The 17,247-nt window shown below is 33.7% G+C and carries 12 protein-coding genes and 1 pseudogene; 5 read left to right on the top strand and 8 right to left on the bottom strand.

Annotation, left to right across the window (positions count from 1 at the left end):
* Positions 1–86 precede the first annotated feature (86 nt).
* The 3 genes and pseudogenes from porQ (at position 87) to F0460_RS05205 (ending at position 3,254) form a co-directional block, all read left to right on the top strand.
* On the top strand, positions 87–1,097 hold the full coding sequence (gene porQ, locus F0460_RS05215) for a type IX secretion system protein PorQ (protein ID WP_150010972.1): 1,011 nt from the start codon (positions 87–89) through the stop codon (positions 1,095–1,097).
* Between the two features lie 26 nt (positions 1,098–1,123).
* Positions 1,124–1,816: a (d)CMP kinase gene (cmk, locus tag F0460_RS05210; RefSeq protein WP_150010970.1), complete on the top strand. Its 693-nt coding sequence runs from the start codon at positions 1,124–1,126 to the stop codon at positions 1,814–1,816.
* A 60-nt stretch (positions 1,817–1,876) separates the two neighbouring features.
* Positions 1,877–3,254, top strand: a pseudogene (locus F0460_RS05205) (nucleoside permease).
* Between the two features lie 105 nt (positions 3,255–3,359).
* Here the strand turns inward: F0460_RS05205 and F0460_RS05200 are convergent.
* Both F0460_RS05200 and fabV read right to left on the bottom strand, forming a co-directional pair.
* On the bottom strand, positions 3,360–4,559 hold the full coding sequence (locus F0460_RS05200) for a DUF445 domain-containing protein (protein WP_223810768.1): 1,200 nt from the start codon (positions 4,557–4,559) through the stop codon (positions 3,360–3,362).
* 458 nt (positions 4,560–5,017) lie between these two features.
* Entirely contained in the window at positions 5,018–6,214 is a 1,197-nt protein-coding gene (gene fabV / locus F0460_RS05195) for an enoyl-ACP reductase FabV (protein WP_150010966.1), read from the bottom strand.
* A gap of 226 nt (positions 6,215–6,440) precedes the next feature.
* Here fabV and F0460_RS05190 point away from each other — a divergent pair, with 226 nt between their 5' ends.
* Positions 6,441–7,670 (top strand): PQQ-dependent sugar dehydrogenase, encoded by a 1,230-nt coding sequence (locus tag F0460_RS05190; protein WP_223810767.1) that lies wholly within the window; start codon positions 6,441–6,443, stop codon positions 7,668–7,670.
* A 32-nt stretch (positions 7,671–7,702) separates the two neighbouring features.
* Here F0460_RS05190 and F0460_RS05185 read toward each other — a convergent pair whose 3' ends face one another.
* On the bottom strand, positions 7,703–8,122 hold the full coding sequence (locus F0460_RS05185) for an RrF2 family transcriptional regulator (protein WP_150010964.1): 420 nt from the start codon (positions 8,120–8,122) through the stop codon (positions 7,703–7,705).
* Positions 8,123–8,236: 114 nt separating this feature from the next.
* Between F0460_RS05185 and F0460_RS05180 the strand changes: the two genes are divergently transcribed.
* Entirely contained in the window at positions 8,237–8,866 is a 630-nt protein-coding gene (locus F0460_RS05180; protein WP_150010962.1) for a peroxiredoxin, read from the top strand.
* A 34-nt stretch (positions 8,867–8,900) separates the two neighbouring features.
* Here the strand turns inward: F0460_RS05180 and F0460_RS05175 are convergent, their stop codons facing one another.
* The 5 genes from F0460_RS05175 to F0460_RS05155 all read right to left on the bottom strand — a co-directional run bounded on the left by F0460_RS05175 (position 8,901) and on the right by F0460_RS05155 (position 17,245).
* A complete protein-coding gene (locus F0460_RS05175; protein WP_150010960.1) occupies positions 8,901–9,935 on the bottom strand; it encodes a hypothetical protein in 1,035 nt (344 codons plus the stop codon).
* Positions 9,936–9,984: 49 nt separating this feature from the next.
* Positions 9,985–13,656 (bottom strand): phosphoribosylformylglycinamidine synthase, encoded by a 3,672-nt coding sequence (gene purL / locus F0460_RS05170; protein WP_150010958.1) that lies wholly within the window; start codon positions 13,654–13,656, stop codon positions 9,985–9,987.
* Between the two features lie 74 nt (positions 13,657–13,730).
* Entirely contained in the window at positions 13,731–15,248 is a 1,518-nt protein-coding gene (locus tag F0460_RS05165) for a hypothetical protein (protein ID WP_150010956.1), read from the bottom strand.
* Entirely contained in the window at positions 15,232–16,281 is a 1,050-nt protein-coding gene (locus F0460_RS05160) for a glycosyltransferase (protein ID WP_150010954.1), read from the bottom strand. The genes F0460_RS05165 and F0460_RS05160 overlap by 17 nt, the downstream gene beginning before the upstream one ends.
* Positions 16,274–17,245, bottom strand: coding sequence for a hypothetical protein (locus F0460_RS05155; protein ID WP_150010952.1), 972 nt, complete (start codon positions 17,243–17,245; stop codon positions 16,274–16,276). Before F0460_RS05155 ends, F0460_RS05160 begins: the two co-directional genes overlap by 8 nt.
* Positions 17,246–17,247: the final 2 nt, after the last annotated feature.

Genomic DNA, 17,247 nt, shown 5'->3' with positions numbered 1-17,247 from the left:
TAAGAAATTTCCGCACGAAAACATACCAATTTTTTTATTCTGTCGTTATAAAGTTATATATTCGTTTTCATGTAATTCAACTAAACATGCGTAAACTATTAACATTAGTTTCTTTAATAACACTAACAACCGCAACTGCGCAGGTAGGCGGTAAAAACGCTTATCAGTTTTTACAAATGCCAACATCGCCCAAACAAGCTGCATTAGGTGGCAGCAACGTAACCATAACGGGTAACGAAGTAAATCAGGTACTATACAATCCGGCATCGTTAAACGACGAAATGAACAACATGCTGGCAGTAAATTTTGGTAGATATTACGGCGATACAAGTTTGGGATCGGCAGCTTATGCACACAAATTTAAAAACGGGCGTAACTTTCATGTAGGCGTTACCTTTTTAAATTACGGATCTATGGATGGATATGATGAAAACGGTATCACAACCGGATCTTTTTCGGGTAACGATATCGCTGTTTCAGTTGGTTATGCACATCCTTTTCAAGATACCAATTTTTCTGTCGGGGCAAACATCAAAGCCATTTCATCGACATTAGAAAGCTATAATTCGTTTGCTGTTGCAGCAGATATCGGTGGTTTGTACAACGATAAAGAAACGGGTTGGGCAGCAGGTTTAACTTTTAAAAATTTAGGCGGACAATTGTCAAGCTACGAAGATACGCGTGAAAGTTTACCGTTCGAAGTTGTTTTAGGTTTCAGTAAATTATTGGAAAATGTGCCTATTCGTTGGCATTTAACGTTAGATAATCTTCAGAAATGGGATATATCTTTCTCAAATCCAAATCGTTCGCAAGTCGATCTTGAAAATAATGTAACCGAAGAAAAAGTTGGTTTTGGTAACAATCTTATGCGACACGTAGTGGTTGGTATCGAGTTGTTTCCAGAAAAAAACTTCAACATTCGTTTAGGATACAACTTTAAAAACGGCGAAGAAATGAAGCTGGTAGAACAACGCAGTTTTGCAGGTTTTACCGCAGGTTTTGGCTTACAAGTGAAACGTTTTAGAATAGAATACGCATACAACCGCTTTACATTGGCAGGAAACACCAATTTGTTTGGCTTATCGGTTAAACTGTAATATTTTTGCAGATAAAATAAATTGTCTTGAAAAAAATAACCATAGCTATTGATGGTCATTCATCAACCGGAAAAAGCACGCTGGCAAAACAGCTGGCAAAAGCCTTAAATTATATTTATATCGATACCGGTGCTATGTACCGTGCCGTAACCTTGTTTGCCATGCAGCAAGGTTTTATTTCTTCTGATTCTTTTTATGCCGACCAATTGGTTGCAAATTTAAATCATGTTTTTTTATCGTTTAAGTTTAATGAAGATTTGGGTTTTGCCGAAATTTATCTGAACGATGAAAATGTGGAAGATAAAATAAGATCGATTGAAGTATCGAACTTTGTAAGTAAAATTGCCGAAGTTTCTGCAATTAGAACAAAATTGGTTCAGCAGCAAAAAAAATACGGCATTGATAAAGGTGTTGTAATGGATGGTCGTGATATTGGAACCGTTGTTTTTCCTGATGCTGAATTAAAAATCTTTATGACAGCTTCCGCTGAAATCAGAGCAGAACGCAGATTTTTAGAAATGCAGGAAAAATCACCAAATATTACTTTTGATGAGGTTCTGAAAAATGTTGTTGAGCGTGACAAAATTGATTCTTCTCGAGAAGATTCTCCTTTAATTGTTGCTGAAAATGCAGTAATGATCGATAATTCAAACCTGAACAAAGAACAACAGTTCCAAATGATTTTAGATATGGCTCACAAAGCCATAAATGCTGTTTAGACTTTTTCTTACCGTTAAAAATTAATACTTTTACACACTTTTTTTATTAAAACGATACAAATGGGCATAAAATCGAAACTAATAGCCATGAATTTTCTACAATTTTTTGTTTGGGGAGCCTGGTTAATAACAATTGGTAATTATTGGTTTGGTGATAAACAGTGGGATGGAACCCAATTCGGAGCCGTTTTTGGAACCATGGGTATTGCATCTATTTTTGTGCCTACACTTACCGGAATTATTGCCGATCGTTGGATAAATGCCGAACGGTTGTATGGTTTGCTTCATATTTTATATGGTTTGGTGTTGTTTTATCTTCCGCAGGTAGATAATCCATCTTCTTTTTTCTATGTGATGCTTTTGGCAATGTGTTTTTACATGCCCACAATTGCGTTGAACAATTCTATATCGTACACCATTTTAAAAAATAAAGGGTTCGATGTTATTAAAGATTTTCCGCCGGTACGTGTTTGGGGAACAGTTGGTTTTATTGCAGCCATGTGGTTGGTGAACCTAACGGGAAACAAAGCAACTGCAGGTCAGTTTTATATTGCCGGAGTTTCTGCGGTATTATTGGGTTTGTATGCGTTCACCTTGCCTAAATGTCCGCCACAGCGATTAATCGATAAAAATGCCCCTTTAACAGAACAGTTAGGCTTGAATGCCTTTAAATTGTTCGGAAATTACAAAATGGCATTGTTCTTTATATTTTCAATGTTTTTGGGTGGCGCATTACAATTGACCAATGCGTATGGCGATGTTTTTATAGATGAATTCAAGCATTTTCCAAAGTATGCAGATTCGGTTGTAGTGAAATATTCTACCATAATCATGTCGGTTTCTCAAATATCTGAAACGTTGTTTATTTTGGCAATTCCGTTTTTCTTGAAACGATACGGAATTAAAAAAGTAATGCTTATTTCAATGCTGGCTTGGGTTTTACGATTTGCGTTATTTGCTTACGGAGATCCTGCAACTGGTTTGTGGATGATCCTTTTCTCTTGTATTGTTTACGGAATGGCGTTTGATTTCTTTAATATTTCGGGATCGTTGTTTGTTGAAACCAATACAAATGCTAAAATTCGTTCATCGGCACAAGGATTATTTATGATGATGACCAATGGTTTTGGAGCAGTAATAGGAAGCAACGTTGCCGGATGGGTGATTGATAAATATTTTACAAAATCGTTTACATCGGCTACAGATTTAGCTACAGAACTAAATACAACAGCAGATAATCCGACATTTTTAACCATTTTAAAAGATTCTTTTAGAGTAAATATTGCTGAAAACGGAGTCTTTCTTAAGCAACGAAGTTTTCGTGAAAGATTGGCAAGGTATCTGGCTTACATTTGCGGCTTATTCTTTTATAGTTGCTATTTTGTTTGCGTTGTTTTTTAAACACAAGCACGATCCTAACGAAATTAAAAATATATAAAAAAACGGAAACTTTAAGTTTCCGTTTTTAGTATTAAGTAATTCGCAATTCTGTCATTCTGGACTTGATCCGGAATCTCATTATTTTTGAACTTGAATGTAGGATTTATAAAAATAAATGCGTCAAAGTATAAATAAGCAAACCTACAAGTCCGCCAACTAACGTCCCGTTTATGCGAATGTATTGTAAATCTTTGCCAACTTCCAATTCCATTTTTTCGCTTAATTCGGTTCCGTCCCATTTTTGAACCGTATTTGTAATGATTTTTCCAACCTCGCTGCTGTTTTTCAAAACCATTTTATAAACGTACTGTCGAGCATATTTGTCGATATTTTCTTGCATTGTTTGATCTTCTCTAAAACTCACGATCATTTGCTGAATGTTCTGTTTTATGTACTGATTAAATGTAGCATTTCGGTCACTCAATTTCTCCAGCATATCTTCTTTCAGTCGCAGCCAGATATCTTTCGTGTATTCGTACAATTTTTCTTTTGTAATGAATTCTTCTTTAATTTGATCGAACTTATCATGCCAATCGTCTTTTTCGTTTAAATCTTCCACCACCTGATACAGTTTTAAAGTAACCGATTTCCTAATATCATGATTTGGATTCTTTTCAATTTCTTCTAAAAATGTAGTAATGCCCGAAATCAATTGATTTGTAACTGATTTTCCGCCGATCAAACCTAATATTGGTTGCTTCTCAACGACTTTGTTATAAATCAATTCCCGGTTATTTCCAACATAATGCTGTGCCTGTGGCAAAATAATGTTCAACAAACGATCGTGCTCATTCTGTTCCAAAAGGTAGAGTAGGGAAGTCGCTGCTAATTTTTCTAATCTAATTTCACTTGTAAGTTCAAAACCTTTAGTTGCTAAAAATTCAGCGATAGATTCATCATCCAGATTGCTTATTATTCGTTGAATAATTTTACTGCATTCGTTATAAATAAGCTGTTGATTTTTGTCTTTAGAAAGCCAGTCATTTAAATATTCACTGATTGATAGTTTATTGATGTACGGACGAATAGTATCCGGAGTCAGGAAATTTGTGCTGACAAAGTTCCCCAAATTTTCACCTAACGAATCTTTATTGTTTGTAATAAGGTTTGTATGCGGAATTTTTATGCCTAACGGATATTTAAACAAAGCTGTAACTGCAAACCAGTCTGCCAATGCACCAACCATTCCGGCCTCTGAAAACGCTCGAACATATTCCATCCACTCTTGCGGATTGTTTTTTAAAAGATACAACATTAAAACATAAACAACTGCCATAAGTATAAACAAGCCTGTTGCTAGCATTTTATGTTTTTTTAGTTGACTTTTTTTTAGCTGATCGTTCATGATTTATATTTTAATGAAGCTACGATTTTTTGAGTTAATTTTCAAATTAATTTTTTTACAAAATACTTAATTTACCACTTGATTTATTTTTCAATTTTTAGAAACAACATAGTATTTATATCTTTTTATCGTTTGTTTTAATTGTTTCAATATCTAAAATAAAATATTAATCATTATAATTATTTGTAAACAATTTTAAATTTATGTATTAAATTTTATGTTTAAATAAAGTTATTTTATTATGTGATAATCAATTTATTATATTTTAAAATAGATTTTATTTATATGTTAATTTTTGATTTTTTTTTAAATATTTTTAATATTATTATTTCAAAAAATAAAATTTAGTTTTTTTATGAAACAAAAAAATCGCACTAAAATATTTAGTGCGATTTTAAATATAGTTTTAAATTATTTTAGATACTTGGAACGTTAACTTGTTCATCAGCTTCAGCTTCATAATCTATAGAACCAAAATTAAATCCAAATAAATTAAAGAAGTCATTTCTGTATCCTTCAATATCCGAAATCTGTCCTAAATTCTCGGTTGTTGCTTCTTTCCATAATTTGTCAACTTCCTGCTGAACATCTTCGCGCATTTCCCAATCATCAATTCTAATTCTGCCTTCAGCATCTAACGGAATCGTTCCATCAGCAGTATATAATCGGTCATTGAATAAACGGTACATTTGCTCGATTGTTCCTTCATGAATACCTTTTTCTTTCATTACTTTATACAAAAGCGAAATGTAAAGTGGCACCACAGGAATTGCAGAGCTAGATTGCGTTACCAAAGCTTTGTTGACAGAAACATAAGCTTCGCCGTTAACATCGCTTAAAATAGTTTTTATTGTCGATGCCGTAGCTTCTAAATCGTTTTTCGCTTGACCAATTGTTCCGTTACGGTAAATAGGGAAGGTTAATTCTGGTCCAATGTACGAATAAGCAACCGTTTTAACTCCATCAGCTAAAACTCCGGCTTTTTGTAGGTCTTCCATCCAGAATTTCCAATCTTCACCGCCCATTACAGCAATAGTATTATCGATATCTTCCTGACTTTCAATAGGATTTATAGTGATATCTGAAACAATACCTGTGTGAAAATCAACAGTTTTGTTAGAAAATGTCTGTCCGATTGGTTTTAAAACCGATGCGTACGCAACACCTGTTTTTGGATGCGTTCTGCGAGGCGATGCCAAACTGTACACAATTAAATCAACCGTTCCTAAATCTTTCTTAATCAATTCTATGGTTTGCTGTTTAATTTCATCAGAAAACGCATCCCCATTGATCGATTTTGCATATAATCCAGCATTTTGAGCTTCTTTTTCAAAAGCAGCAGAATTATACCAACCTGCAGTTCCTGGTTTGCCTTCGGCAGCTGGTTTTTCAAAGAAAACACCAATTGTTGCAGCACCCGAACCAAAAGCCGCAGCTATACGCGAAGAAATTCCAAAACCGGTTGAAGCACCAATTACTAAAACTTTCTTTGGTCCGTTTTTAATTTCGCCTTGTGATTTAACATAATCAATTTGATTTTTAATGTTAACCGCCGTTCCGTCTGGGTGCGATGTTAAACAAATAAAACCTCTTGTTCTTGGTTTAATAATCATTTTGCTATATTTTAATTTATTTTGAATCTTGTTTTAAACATCAAATTTAACTATTTATATCTTATTTTAAAATTATATTTTCTGACGTTATTGATTGATTTTATGATTCGAATTCATTGCTTTTTTCATTAGATAAATCATTTTTAACAACACAATCTCATTATAAATTAATATTTTATTGCATTTTTTGTAACTTTAGGTTTGAATAATTATAAATATTTGCGCTATGAAAAGAAATTTTAGTTTTATTCCCGTTTTTATGTTGCTTGGAATTTTCTCTTGCAACGATGACAATTCTACCAAACCCGAAGAAACGGTTCCGTTGGGTGATCCGGTTGAAACACAGCAGCCAAACACCAATTATAAGTCCGCTTTTGAAGGACAAACCCGTATTGGAAGTGTAAAAACAACAACCAATCTTAAAATTGATGTTATCGCTACAGATTTAGTTAGTCCGTGGGCAATTGTTGCAATGCCAAATAACAATTTGTTAGTAACCCAAAAAGGTGGCTCCATGAAGATTTTTTCTGAAATCGGAACAATGATGACCGAAGTTTTAGGATTTCCTGCGGTTGATACCGGTGGACAAGGCGGAATGTTAGACGTTGCGTTGGATCCTGATTTTGCATCGAACAGAATGATTTATTGGTCGTTTTCTGAAACATTCGGCAACGGAAATCTAACATCAATTGCAAAAGGAAAATTGTCTTCAGATGAAAAATTGATTGAAAATCCGACGGTAATTTACAGAGCTGAGCCTTCTTACAACGGAAGTTTGCATTACGGTAGCCGTTTAGCTTTTGATGATGCCGGAAATTTATATGCAACCACTGGTGAACGATCTGATTTAGCTACACGTCCGCAAGCACAACAATTAGATAAAGCTTTGGGTAAAATTGTACGAATTACCAAAAATGGGCAACCGGTTTCGGGTAATCCATTTATTTCAACAGCCAATGCTAAACCAGAAATATATTCGTACGGACACAGAAATCCGCAAGGTTTGGCGTTTCATCCTGTTACAAAACAATTGTGGGAATCGGAATTTGGAGCCAAAGGTGGAGATGAAATTAATTTTATTGAACCAGGCAAAAATTACGGTTGGCCGGTTATTTCGTATGGTTTGGAATATAACGGAAACAAAATAGGCGAGGGAATTACACAAAAAGAGGGAATGGAACAACCCGTTTATTATTGGGATCCGTCGGTATCGCCAAGCGGAATGGATTTTTACACCGGAAATGCAATTCCAGAATGGCAACATAATCTGTTTGTGGGTGCTTTAAGCGGTCAGCATATTATTCGTTTGGTAATTAAAAACAATAAAGTCGCGGGCGAGGAGCGTTTACTTGCTGATAAGAACGAACGTTTTCGTGATGTATTGGCATCGCACCAAAATCAATCACTTTACGCGGTTACCGATAGCGGTAAAATTTACAGAATCAGTAAAAATTAAATATAAAAAAGCAATCTGTGAAGATTGCTTTTTTATTCTATATCCTTATCCATAATATCCGAAAGGTATCTGTTTTCTAAAACTTGCAACAGCGCATCGCGCGCATCCTGAAAAATACCACGTAACCCACAGGTTTCTTCGCAGCAATCATCACAAGTTGCATAAAAATTTAAACTTACACAAGGCAACATAGCCAACGGTCCGTTTACAACTCGAATAATTGATGAAACCCTTGTTTTACTTGGATCGTCAGACAATGTGTAACCACCAAATCGGCCTCTGTGACTTGTTAAAAAACCTGCTTTTTTCAGTTCATGAAAAATATTTTCTAAAAAAGCCTGCGGAATTTTTTTCTCTTTAGAAATGGTACTCATAAGCACGGGACCGCCTGCCTGATTCTTTGCAAGGTAACCTAAAGCTTTTAAAGCATATTTCGATTTTTGTGATAGCATATACAAAATTGTCTGTTTACAAAATTAACAATAATTTATTAGTATTAAACTTTATAATTTTAGTGAAGATTGATTAATGTTTATTATTTTTGTGAAGATTAATTAAAAAGATAGATTATGTCATTAAGATTAGGAGATGTAGCACCCGACTTTACAGCTGATACCAGTTTGGGAATATTAAATTTATATGATTATTTAGGCGATAGTTGGGGCGTTTTGTTCAGTCATCCGGCAGATTTTACACCTGTTTGTACTACAGAATTAGGAAGAACAGCAGCGTTGAAAGAAGAATTTGCCAAGCGTAATGTAAAACCAATTGCAATTAGTGTAGATGGAGTTGAAAGTCACAATAAATGGATTGAAGATATCAACGAAACGCAGGAAGTTTCTGTACAGTTTCCTATTATTGCAGATGAAGACAAAAATGTGGCAGGATTGTATGATATGATCCATCCAAATTCAAGCGAAACCGTAACGGTTAGAAGCGTTTTTGTGATCGATCCTGCTAAAAAAATCCGACTGACAATTACTTATCCGGCAAGTACAGGCAGAAATTTTAATGAAATTATTCGAGTTATTGATAGTCTACAGTTAACAGATCAGCATAAATTAGCAACGCCAGCTAATTGGAAAAATGGCGATGATTGTATTGTTACACCTGCTGTTGATACAGCAAAAGCACAAGAACTTTTTGGCGAAGTAAAAATAGTAAAACCCTATTTACGTTACGTAAAACAACCATAAACGAAAAACACCTTGATAAAATCAAGGTGTTTTTTTATAAATTAAATTCTATCAAAAGATATTCAGATTTTGATGCATCGTCTGTTTGGTTCGTGTGAAAAGCTTCAACAATTACACTTTTTTCATTGATCCAATATAAAGTATTTGGTACAATTTTAAAATTTACAAAGTTTGCCAGAAGCTTCTCTTTGAAACGGAAGTTGTTATCCAAGCCTGAAATTATAAGTAAACAACCCACATCATTATCATTCGTTAATTCTGCAAATTGTTGCGATTCTTTATTGTAAACCGGCAACGTACTTTTATATTGAACTTCTTCTTGTGCATTTCGTTTGCTGTAGAAAGAATATAAAGTTTCATTACCCTCATTAACTCTGAAAACATACGATTGCAAAACGGGAGAGAAGCCTAATGATGTTACGATACTTTCCTGACCGGTTTCTTCATCTATATTTTTAATAGGAATTTCAACTTGTTCGCCAGAATTTGTTCTAAAAGAATAAACGCCTATTTGACTATTAGTTTCGATATTCTGTGTCGAGAAAATAAAAGTAGCATTTCCCTTTCGTCTATTTTGGAGATAACTTTGCTTGCTGATTAACTTTACTGTACCGTATTTTTCAAATGATTTTGATTGATCGTCATAAATACCGTTTAAATTACTGTATCGAATAGCGTTTAAATCTACAGATTCCAGAGAAAATTCATCTTTCATCTTAAAGTGTTTTTTCTTTACAAATCCGTTGTAGCTTAAAGGATTATTTCCGTACAAAAAGTAATTAACTTCACAGAATTCATCTGATTCATTCACTAGGAAAATTCGTTGTGAAGGCGAATTTTCTATTGTTTTAATCTGACTTTTTATGGTATCTGTTGAAGCAAATAATGTAACTTGTTTGTTGTTTACAAAATACAATTCGTTGTGCTGATCATCAATATCAAAAGGAATCTCTTTAAATTGAATAAGGGTATCATTCGTAGATGTATCTGTTTGATTACTTTCTTTTTTACAAGAAACGATCGAAATTAAACCAACAATACAAACGGTTTTTATAATGATATTTTTCATAAATTATTCTTTAAATGAATAAAAGCACCTAAAATTAGGTGCTTTTATGTTATTTTTTGTTTGTATCGCACCATTTACGTGCATTAACAAAAGCTTCAACCCACGGAGAAACTTCGTCTTTTCTTCCTGCCGGGTAATTCGCCCAGTTCCAAGGAAAAACAGAACGCTCTATATGCGGCATTGTTACCAAGTGTCTTCCCGATGCATCACACATCATTGCAGTATTATAGTTAGATCCATTCGGATTTGCAGGATACGCATCGTACGCATATTTCGCCACAATGTTGTATTGGTTTTCACTGTTTGGTAAGTTGAATTTACCTTCACCATGCGAAATCCAAACTCCTAAAGTAGTTCCTGCCAAAGTTGACAACATAATTGAATTATTTTGTTGAACTTTTACCGAAACGAAGTTAGATTCGTGTTTTTGTGAGGTGTTATGATGCATTTTTCCATGCACTTCATGATCAGGATTGATCAATTCTAATTCCATAAACAACTGACAACCATTACAAATACCAACCGACATGGTATCAGGACGTGCAAAGAAATTCTTTAACGCCGTATTTGCTTTTTCGTTGTACATAAATGCACCAGCCCAACCTTTTGCCGAACCTAAAACATCTGAATTCGAAAAGCCACCAACAGCACCAATAAACTGAATATCTTCTAATGTTTCACGGCCCGAAATTAAATCGGTCATGTGAACGTCTTTTACATCAAAACCAGCTAAAAACATGGCGTTAGCCATTTCTCTTTCAGAATTTGATCCTTTTTCACGGATAATCGCAGCTTTTGGTTTAGCAACAGCAGGATCGATCACAGGTTTTGCTCCATTGAAATGGAAAGGGAAATTAAACTGTAAAGGTTGTTTTTTGTAGTTCATTAAACGCTCGCGCGCCATTCCGTTTTTAGACTGTTTTTTATCTAAATAGTACGATGTAATGAACCAAGTATCACGTAATTCGTTGATGTTGAAATTGTATAATTCTTTACCAAAGAATACTTTTAAATCATGTCCTTCAGAAGGAACTCCAATTTTGACAAATTCAATACCGTTTAACGACATTTTGTTTTCAAAAGCCACATCGTTCTGTGCCTGTAAAACAACTGCAATGTTTTCGTTGAACAAGGCTTTAATCATATCAGGTTCGTTCAAACCTGTTAAATCAATATCTGCATCTAAATTGTAGCCTGCAAAACACATTTCTAACAAAGTGGTAATTAAACCGCCCGAACCAACATCGTGACCTGCAGCAATTTGATTATCGTTGATTAAATCTTGAATAGTATTGAATGCTTTTTTGAAATAAGCAGCATCTGTTATTGTTGGAACATCGTTACCGATTTTGTTTAAAATCTGTGCAAAAGCCGATCCGCCAAGTTTAAGTTTATCTTTAGATAAGTTAATATAATAAATTGATCCTGCACCTTTTGATAAAACCGGCTCAACTACTTTTTTAATATCTGAACAGTTTCCTGCTGCTGAAATAATTACCGTTCCAGGAGCAATAACATCGCCTTCAGGGTATTTCTGTTTCATTGAAAGAGAATCTTTTCCTGTTGGAATATTTATTCCTAATTCAATGGCAAAATCTGAGCAACCTTTTACAGCTTGATACAAACGTGCATCTTCACCTTTGTTGTTACAAGCCCACATCCAGTTTGCAGATAATGAAATTCCGCTTAAACCGTCTTTTATCGGTGCAAAAATAATGTTCGATAAAGCTTCACCAATGGCATTTCTACTTCCCGCAACCGGATCAACCAAGGCAGTAATAGGCGAGTGCCCTACAGTTGTTGCAATACCTTCTTTTCCTTTAAAATCAAGTGCCATAACACCCACATTGTTCAAAGGTAACTGTAACGTACCAACACACTGCTGTTTAGCAACTTTACCACCAACACAACGGTCAACTTTATTGGTTAACCAGTCTTTACAAGCAACAGATTCTAACTGTAAAACTTGATTTAAGTAGTTATAAACTTCTTCTTTTTCGTATTGTAATTCTCCGTAATTGTAAACAACGGTTTCATCGTTCATAATTGTTTTTGGCGATGAACCAAACATATCTTCTAAAGCAAAATCCATTGGTTTTGCTCCGTTTGTAGCCGATTCAAAAGTAAAACGGTGGTTGTTTGTAACTTCACCCACATTGTACATTGGCGAACGCTCGCGGTCTGCAACACGTTTTAATGTATCAATATCGTTTTTACCGATAACCAATCCCATGCGTTCTTGAGATTCGTTACCAATGATTTCTTTTGCCGATAGTGTAGGATCACCAACTGGTAATTTATCTAAATCGATCAAACCACCGGTGTTTTCTACCAATTCTGACAAACAGTTTAAGTGTCCGCCTGCACCGTGATCGTGAATAGAAACAATTGGATTAATATCGGCTTCTACCATACCACGTACCGCATTCGCAGCACGTTTTTGCATTTCAGGGTTAGAACGTTGAATAGCATTTAATTCGATACCAGATCCAAAAGCACCTGTATCTGCAGACGAAACTGCTGCACCACCCATACCAATACGGTAGTTTTCACCACCTAATATTACAATTTGATCACCTTCTTTAGGCTCGTGTTTTTTTGCTTGATTTTCTTTTCCGTAACCAATACCGCCTGCTTGCATAATTACTTTATCGTAACCAATTTTGCGGTTGTTTTCTTCGTGTTCAAACGTTAAAACAGAACCGGTAATTAAAGGCTGACCGAATTTGTTTCCAAAATCTGAAGCTCCGTTTGATGCTTTAATTAAAATATCCATTGGAGTTTGGTACAACCAATTGCGTTCTTTCATGCCGTTTTCCCACTCACGATCGTCAACCAAACGAGAATAAGATGTCATGTAAATCGCTGTTCCTGCTAATGGTAACGAACCTTGACCACCTGCCAAACGGTCGCGAATTTCACCACCCGAACCTGTTGCTGCACCGTTAAATGGTTCAACCGTAGTAGGGAAGTTGTGCGTTTCTGCTTTTAATGAAATTACCGAATCAAAGTCTTTTTCTGTGTAGAAATCAGGCTTATCGGCAGAATTCGGAGCAAATTGCGTTACGCGTGGACCTTTTACAAAAGCCACGTTATCTTTATATGCCGAAACAATTCCGTTTGGATTGGTTTCAGATGTACTTTTAATTAATTTGAATAACGAAGTTGGTTGTTCAACACCATCGATTACAAAAGTTCCATTGAAAATTTTGTGACGACAGTGTTCTGAATTTACCTGTGAAAATCCAAAAACTTCAGAATCGGTCAATTTTCTTCTGATTTTAACCGAAACATTGTTTAAATAATCAACTTCTTCATTGCTTAATGCCAAACCTTCTTGTTTGTTGTAAGCAGCAATATCTTCAATTTCTAAAACAGGTTGAGGGTCGATATTAACCGTGAACATGTCTTGCGTTAAAGAATTGTATTTTTGAGAAATCATCGGATCGAAATCGCTGAAATCTTCTTGTGCTTTTTGAAATTCTTCAATACGGATAATTCCGTTAATGCCCATATTCTGCGTAATTTCTACTGCATTTGTACTCCAAGGAGTAATCATTGCGGCACGCGGACCAACTAAATTTTGTGTTATTGAAGGTGTTTCTATTTGTGTAGCATTTCCAAACAGCCAATTTAGTTTAGCTACATCTTCTGTGTTTAAAGGAATTGAAGTTTGTACAGCGTAAACCGTACCAGACGCATTTTCAAAAAATTGAATCATCGTTAAAAGATTTGTTGTGTTGTGTTGATTGAAAATAAAGAACAAAAATACTACTAAAAATTCATATTAGCAATTTAATCTGCCGAAGAACTTACGTGTTGGTAAGCTCCCAAATCTGCCGATGCTAACCTGCTTTTTCCCAATAAATCTTGAGCTGCCTGTTGTGCAAAAAACGGATTTCCGTAATTTATTAATGACGTAGCTTTATCGGTAATCATCAGTTCGTTTTTAGAGGTATTTAAAAAATATGGCTGATGATCGCTGAAATTTTTAGCAAGTAAACAATTATTGAAATTGGCTGTATTGCTAAAATTATAAGGGAAACTGGTAGTATCAAACCTGTTACCTGAATTTTGAAATTTAACTAACGAATATTCAAACTTAAAGGTGAAATTTGTCTCTTTATTTGCCGGAACCATCAATAATGATTCGCTTGCGTTACCATAAATAATACTATTTTTAAAGTGTGCATTTAAAGCAAAAGCATTCGTTCCGTCGCCATTATTCATTATAACAGCCGTTTGATTTTGTCGGCTCCAGAAGTTAGCAAACGTACAATGAGTAAAATCGTACGTTCCGCCATTTGCAATAACCAAGCCTGCTACACCGCAATTATTTGTTACGATATTACTTCCCGTTACTTTCGCAGTAGCCAATAAAAGTGCCGCTTCCTCACAATTATATATTTGAAGATTTTCTAACGAAGCCGTTCCATTATTAGCATTGATCAACAATCCGTTAACGGCATTTTTAATGATTGCATTTTTTATGTTTAGATTACTGTTCTGACCGATTAAAATCCCTGACCATTGTCCTGGAGTATTTTCAAAACTTGGTTCTAAACGATCGCCTTGAAATAAAATTGGAGTTTCGATTGATCCTTGTGCATTTATGGTTGATGTTGGGAACGAAACCAAGGCTGAATTTCTGTGGAAATGAATTTCGGTTCCTGTAGAAATATTCAAGGTTTTATTAGGTGGAACAGCGGCATAGCCATAAATAACGTAAGGTTTGTCGTTATTCCATTCTAATTCGTTGCCATTTGTAGCATCATTTTCATCTAAAAAGAAACCATAAATTTTATCATCGTTTATTGTGATACTTTCGTAAGAACCGTCTTGAAATTTCTGCGGATACAGAAAAACAGCATCTTTAACCAAAGTTACCAAGTTCACTTTTTGCTGATTATTGCCTGCTTGAAAAAGAATTTCATCGGTATATAAAAACTCTTTTCCGTTGGTTTGTTGCTTAATATCAACCGTAGTTTCAACAAAAATAAACATACTGTCTTTAGCCAAAAGTTCGATGTTTTCGAAGCTTTTTCCTGGCATTCCATCAACCATTAATCGGAAATTGGAATTATCGCCTTTACCCAATCTAATCGAAGGTATTTTAATGTCTTTGTTACTGTTGTTGTAAACCTTTAAATTGTAAGTGCTTGATCCGATATTCGAAAAAATAGTGTCTAAATAAACGGTGTCTTTAGAAAAAGTTAGTTCCGAACCAGTAGCCGGTTCAAAATTAAAATCGTCACGACACGAAGCCAGACTTACCAAGCAGACAATAAGGAGTATGTTATATAGGAATTTCATTTTTTAATATATTATTTACAGCATTAAGTGTTGATTGCTTTTCATGTGCTAAATTGTATGTTTTGTGAACATACACTGAGGCTTCTTTTCCTAAATTAATTAAAGATAACGGATTTTCATTAAAGGTTATTACTTTATCTAAAAGTACTTTCGTATATTCTATTATATTTCTATCTGCTACAATAGTTGAAAATTCACTCAAGAAGTACTCTTTTCCTGCATTTCCTGCATATCCAATAACATAACAACCGCATGCCATTGCTTCAACAGGAGGCAAACCAAAGCCTTCATTATAATTAAAACTTAAAAAAATAGCGCTTTTTTGTAATATAGTGGCAACTTCATCTTCTGTACAATTATCAATAGGTTGCCATTTCCAATCTTTAAAGTGAGGGTTGTTTACAAGTATTTGATGGATTTGATTAAAATCTTCTTTTAGTTTTCTTGGCATAAAAGCAATAATTTTTTCTTTATTGCTACTAAATGAAAATGAAGGATTTAAACCTAAACAAATAGGCTCTGTTTTCTGATTTGGGAATGCTAAATTCAAATATTCTTTAGAATCTTGAGACACAGTTAAAAAACCCAAAAAATTAGTGTTGTCATAGGAATGTTCTATAACATTATTTAAAAAAGGAAATAAATTAAATGTATAATAGCAGTTTTGGTTGTAAACTATATATTTATTAGGAGTTAATGTATGTATATTTGCTCCCCATACTTCAGGAAATATCAGAATAGAATCTTTTTCTGGTAGCGATTTATCCATAAAAAGTTCTTTAAAGAAATCCTTAAAAATATATTTTCTTTTATTCTTACGAGTTAATTTATAAATTTTATAAAAAAGATTTGGAAAATATGCGAATTGAACTTTTGCTGAAAACCAGTTATTTTTAAAATTCTTTTTTCCATGAGTTAAAAAAACATCATAGTTTTCACCTGATAATAACTCTGCTAATTTATATAATTGTTTTACTCCCCCAGTTGGAACCTTAATTTCAGGACAAATAATATAGATTTTTGTTTTAGGCATTGTTTTTTTTCTTTAAATTAGGAAATAAAGTGTTTATAAAGTTTTCTAATGTGTATTTATAGTATATTTTTTCAGGAATTTCCTCATACGGTTTGGTTAGAAACTCATCAGCAATATCATCAACTTGGTTGTTTATAACTAAAATGTTATTTGAATTGTAAAAATCGTATTTTTTTATAGTCTGGTTATTTGTAATAATCTTCTTTTGTAAAGCCATTGCCTCAAAAATCCTAAAACTTAAACCGGTTTGATTAGGTCTAACTAAATCAATTAAAATTTCAGCATTTTTCATTTTATCTATAACAATATCTAACTTAATATGCTTTTCTGTTAAATGAATTCTTTTATTCACTTTTTTAGTTGCAGGGTTCGCAACAATAAATTCATAATTATAAATCCCTTTTTTATCGAAGATATTAGCAATTCTACTTAATAAAACTTCTCGTTCGTATGATTTTGATAAAATCATAAAAGCTTTATTTTGAATTTGTAAATATGGTAATTTATCTAAATATATAAAATTTGTAAGTAATGTTAAATAAGAGTTTTTTTGTACATCTTCAATATCAAATGAGAAGATTTTATCAAATAACTCGTTATGATTTTCCGGCAAAGGTATTCTTGCCAAAGAATCGTAATTATAAGCAATAAAATTTGTTGTTTTATTCCTTAATAATAACCTTATATCATTTCTAAATTGGTTAGGATTTACAATTAAAACATAATCTTGTTTTGGTAACTCGCTAATCCTTTTAATTAAAGTTTTGTTGCGGTAATCTTTTTTTATGTTTTTCCCAAAAAACACTTTGTTTAAAAAATTACCAGCGCGTTGCCATTTACTTTTATATATGTAGTTAATAGCATTGAGATCTAAAAAAGTAACTTCATGTCCTTGCTTAATTAAATGATCGACAATTTTTTTATTAAAGCCCCATAAATCAAAAGCTACAATAGTTATGTTCATAA

It is taken from the genome of Paenimyroides baculatum, from assembly GCF_008629655.1.
Lineage (GTDB): Bacteria > Bacteroidota > Bacteroidia > Flavobacteriales > Flavobacteriaceae > Flavobacterium > Flavobacterium baculatum.
This window is presented reverse-complemented; position numbering and strand designations above follow the sequence as displayed.

Coding starts and splice junctions, on each gene's coding strand:
- porQ (WP_150010972.1), top strand. CDS start 87: ATGCGTAAACTATTAACATTAGTTTCTTTAATAACACTAACAACCGCA.
- F0460_RS05200 (WP_223810768.1), bottom strand. CDS start 4,559: ATGCTAGCAACAGGCTTGTTTATACTTATGGCAGTTGTTTATGTTTTA.
- fabV (WP_150010966.1), bottom strand. CDS start 6,214: ATGATTATTAAACCAAGAACAAGAGGTTTTATTTGTTTAACATCGCAC.
- F0460_RS05190 (WP_223810767.1), top strand. CDS start 6,441: ATGAAAAGAAATTTTAGTTTTATTCCCGTTTTTATGTTGCTTGGAATT.
- F0460_RS05185 (WP_150010964.1), bottom strand. CDS start 8,122: ATGCTATCACAAAAATCGAAATATGCTTTAAAAGCTTTAGGTTACCTT.
- F0460_RS05175 (WP_150010960.1), bottom strand. CDS start 9,935: ATGAAAAATATCATTATAAAAACCGTTTGTATTGTTGGTTTAATTTCG.
- purL (WP_150010958.1), bottom strand. CDS start 13,656: ATGATTCAATTTTTTGAAAATGCGTCTGGTACGGTTTACGCTGTACAA.
- F0460_RS05165 (WP_150010956.1), bottom strand. CDS start 15,248: ATGAAATTCCTATATAACATACTCCTTATTGTCTGCTTGGTAAGTCTG.
- F0460_RS05160 (WP_150010954.1), bottom strand. CDS start 16,281: ATGCCTAAAACAAAAATCTATATTATTTGTCCTGAAATTAAGGTTCCA.
- F0460_RS05155 (WP_150010952.1), bottom strand. CDS start 17,245: ATGAACATAACTATTGTAGCTTTTGATTTATGGGGCTTTAATAAAAAA.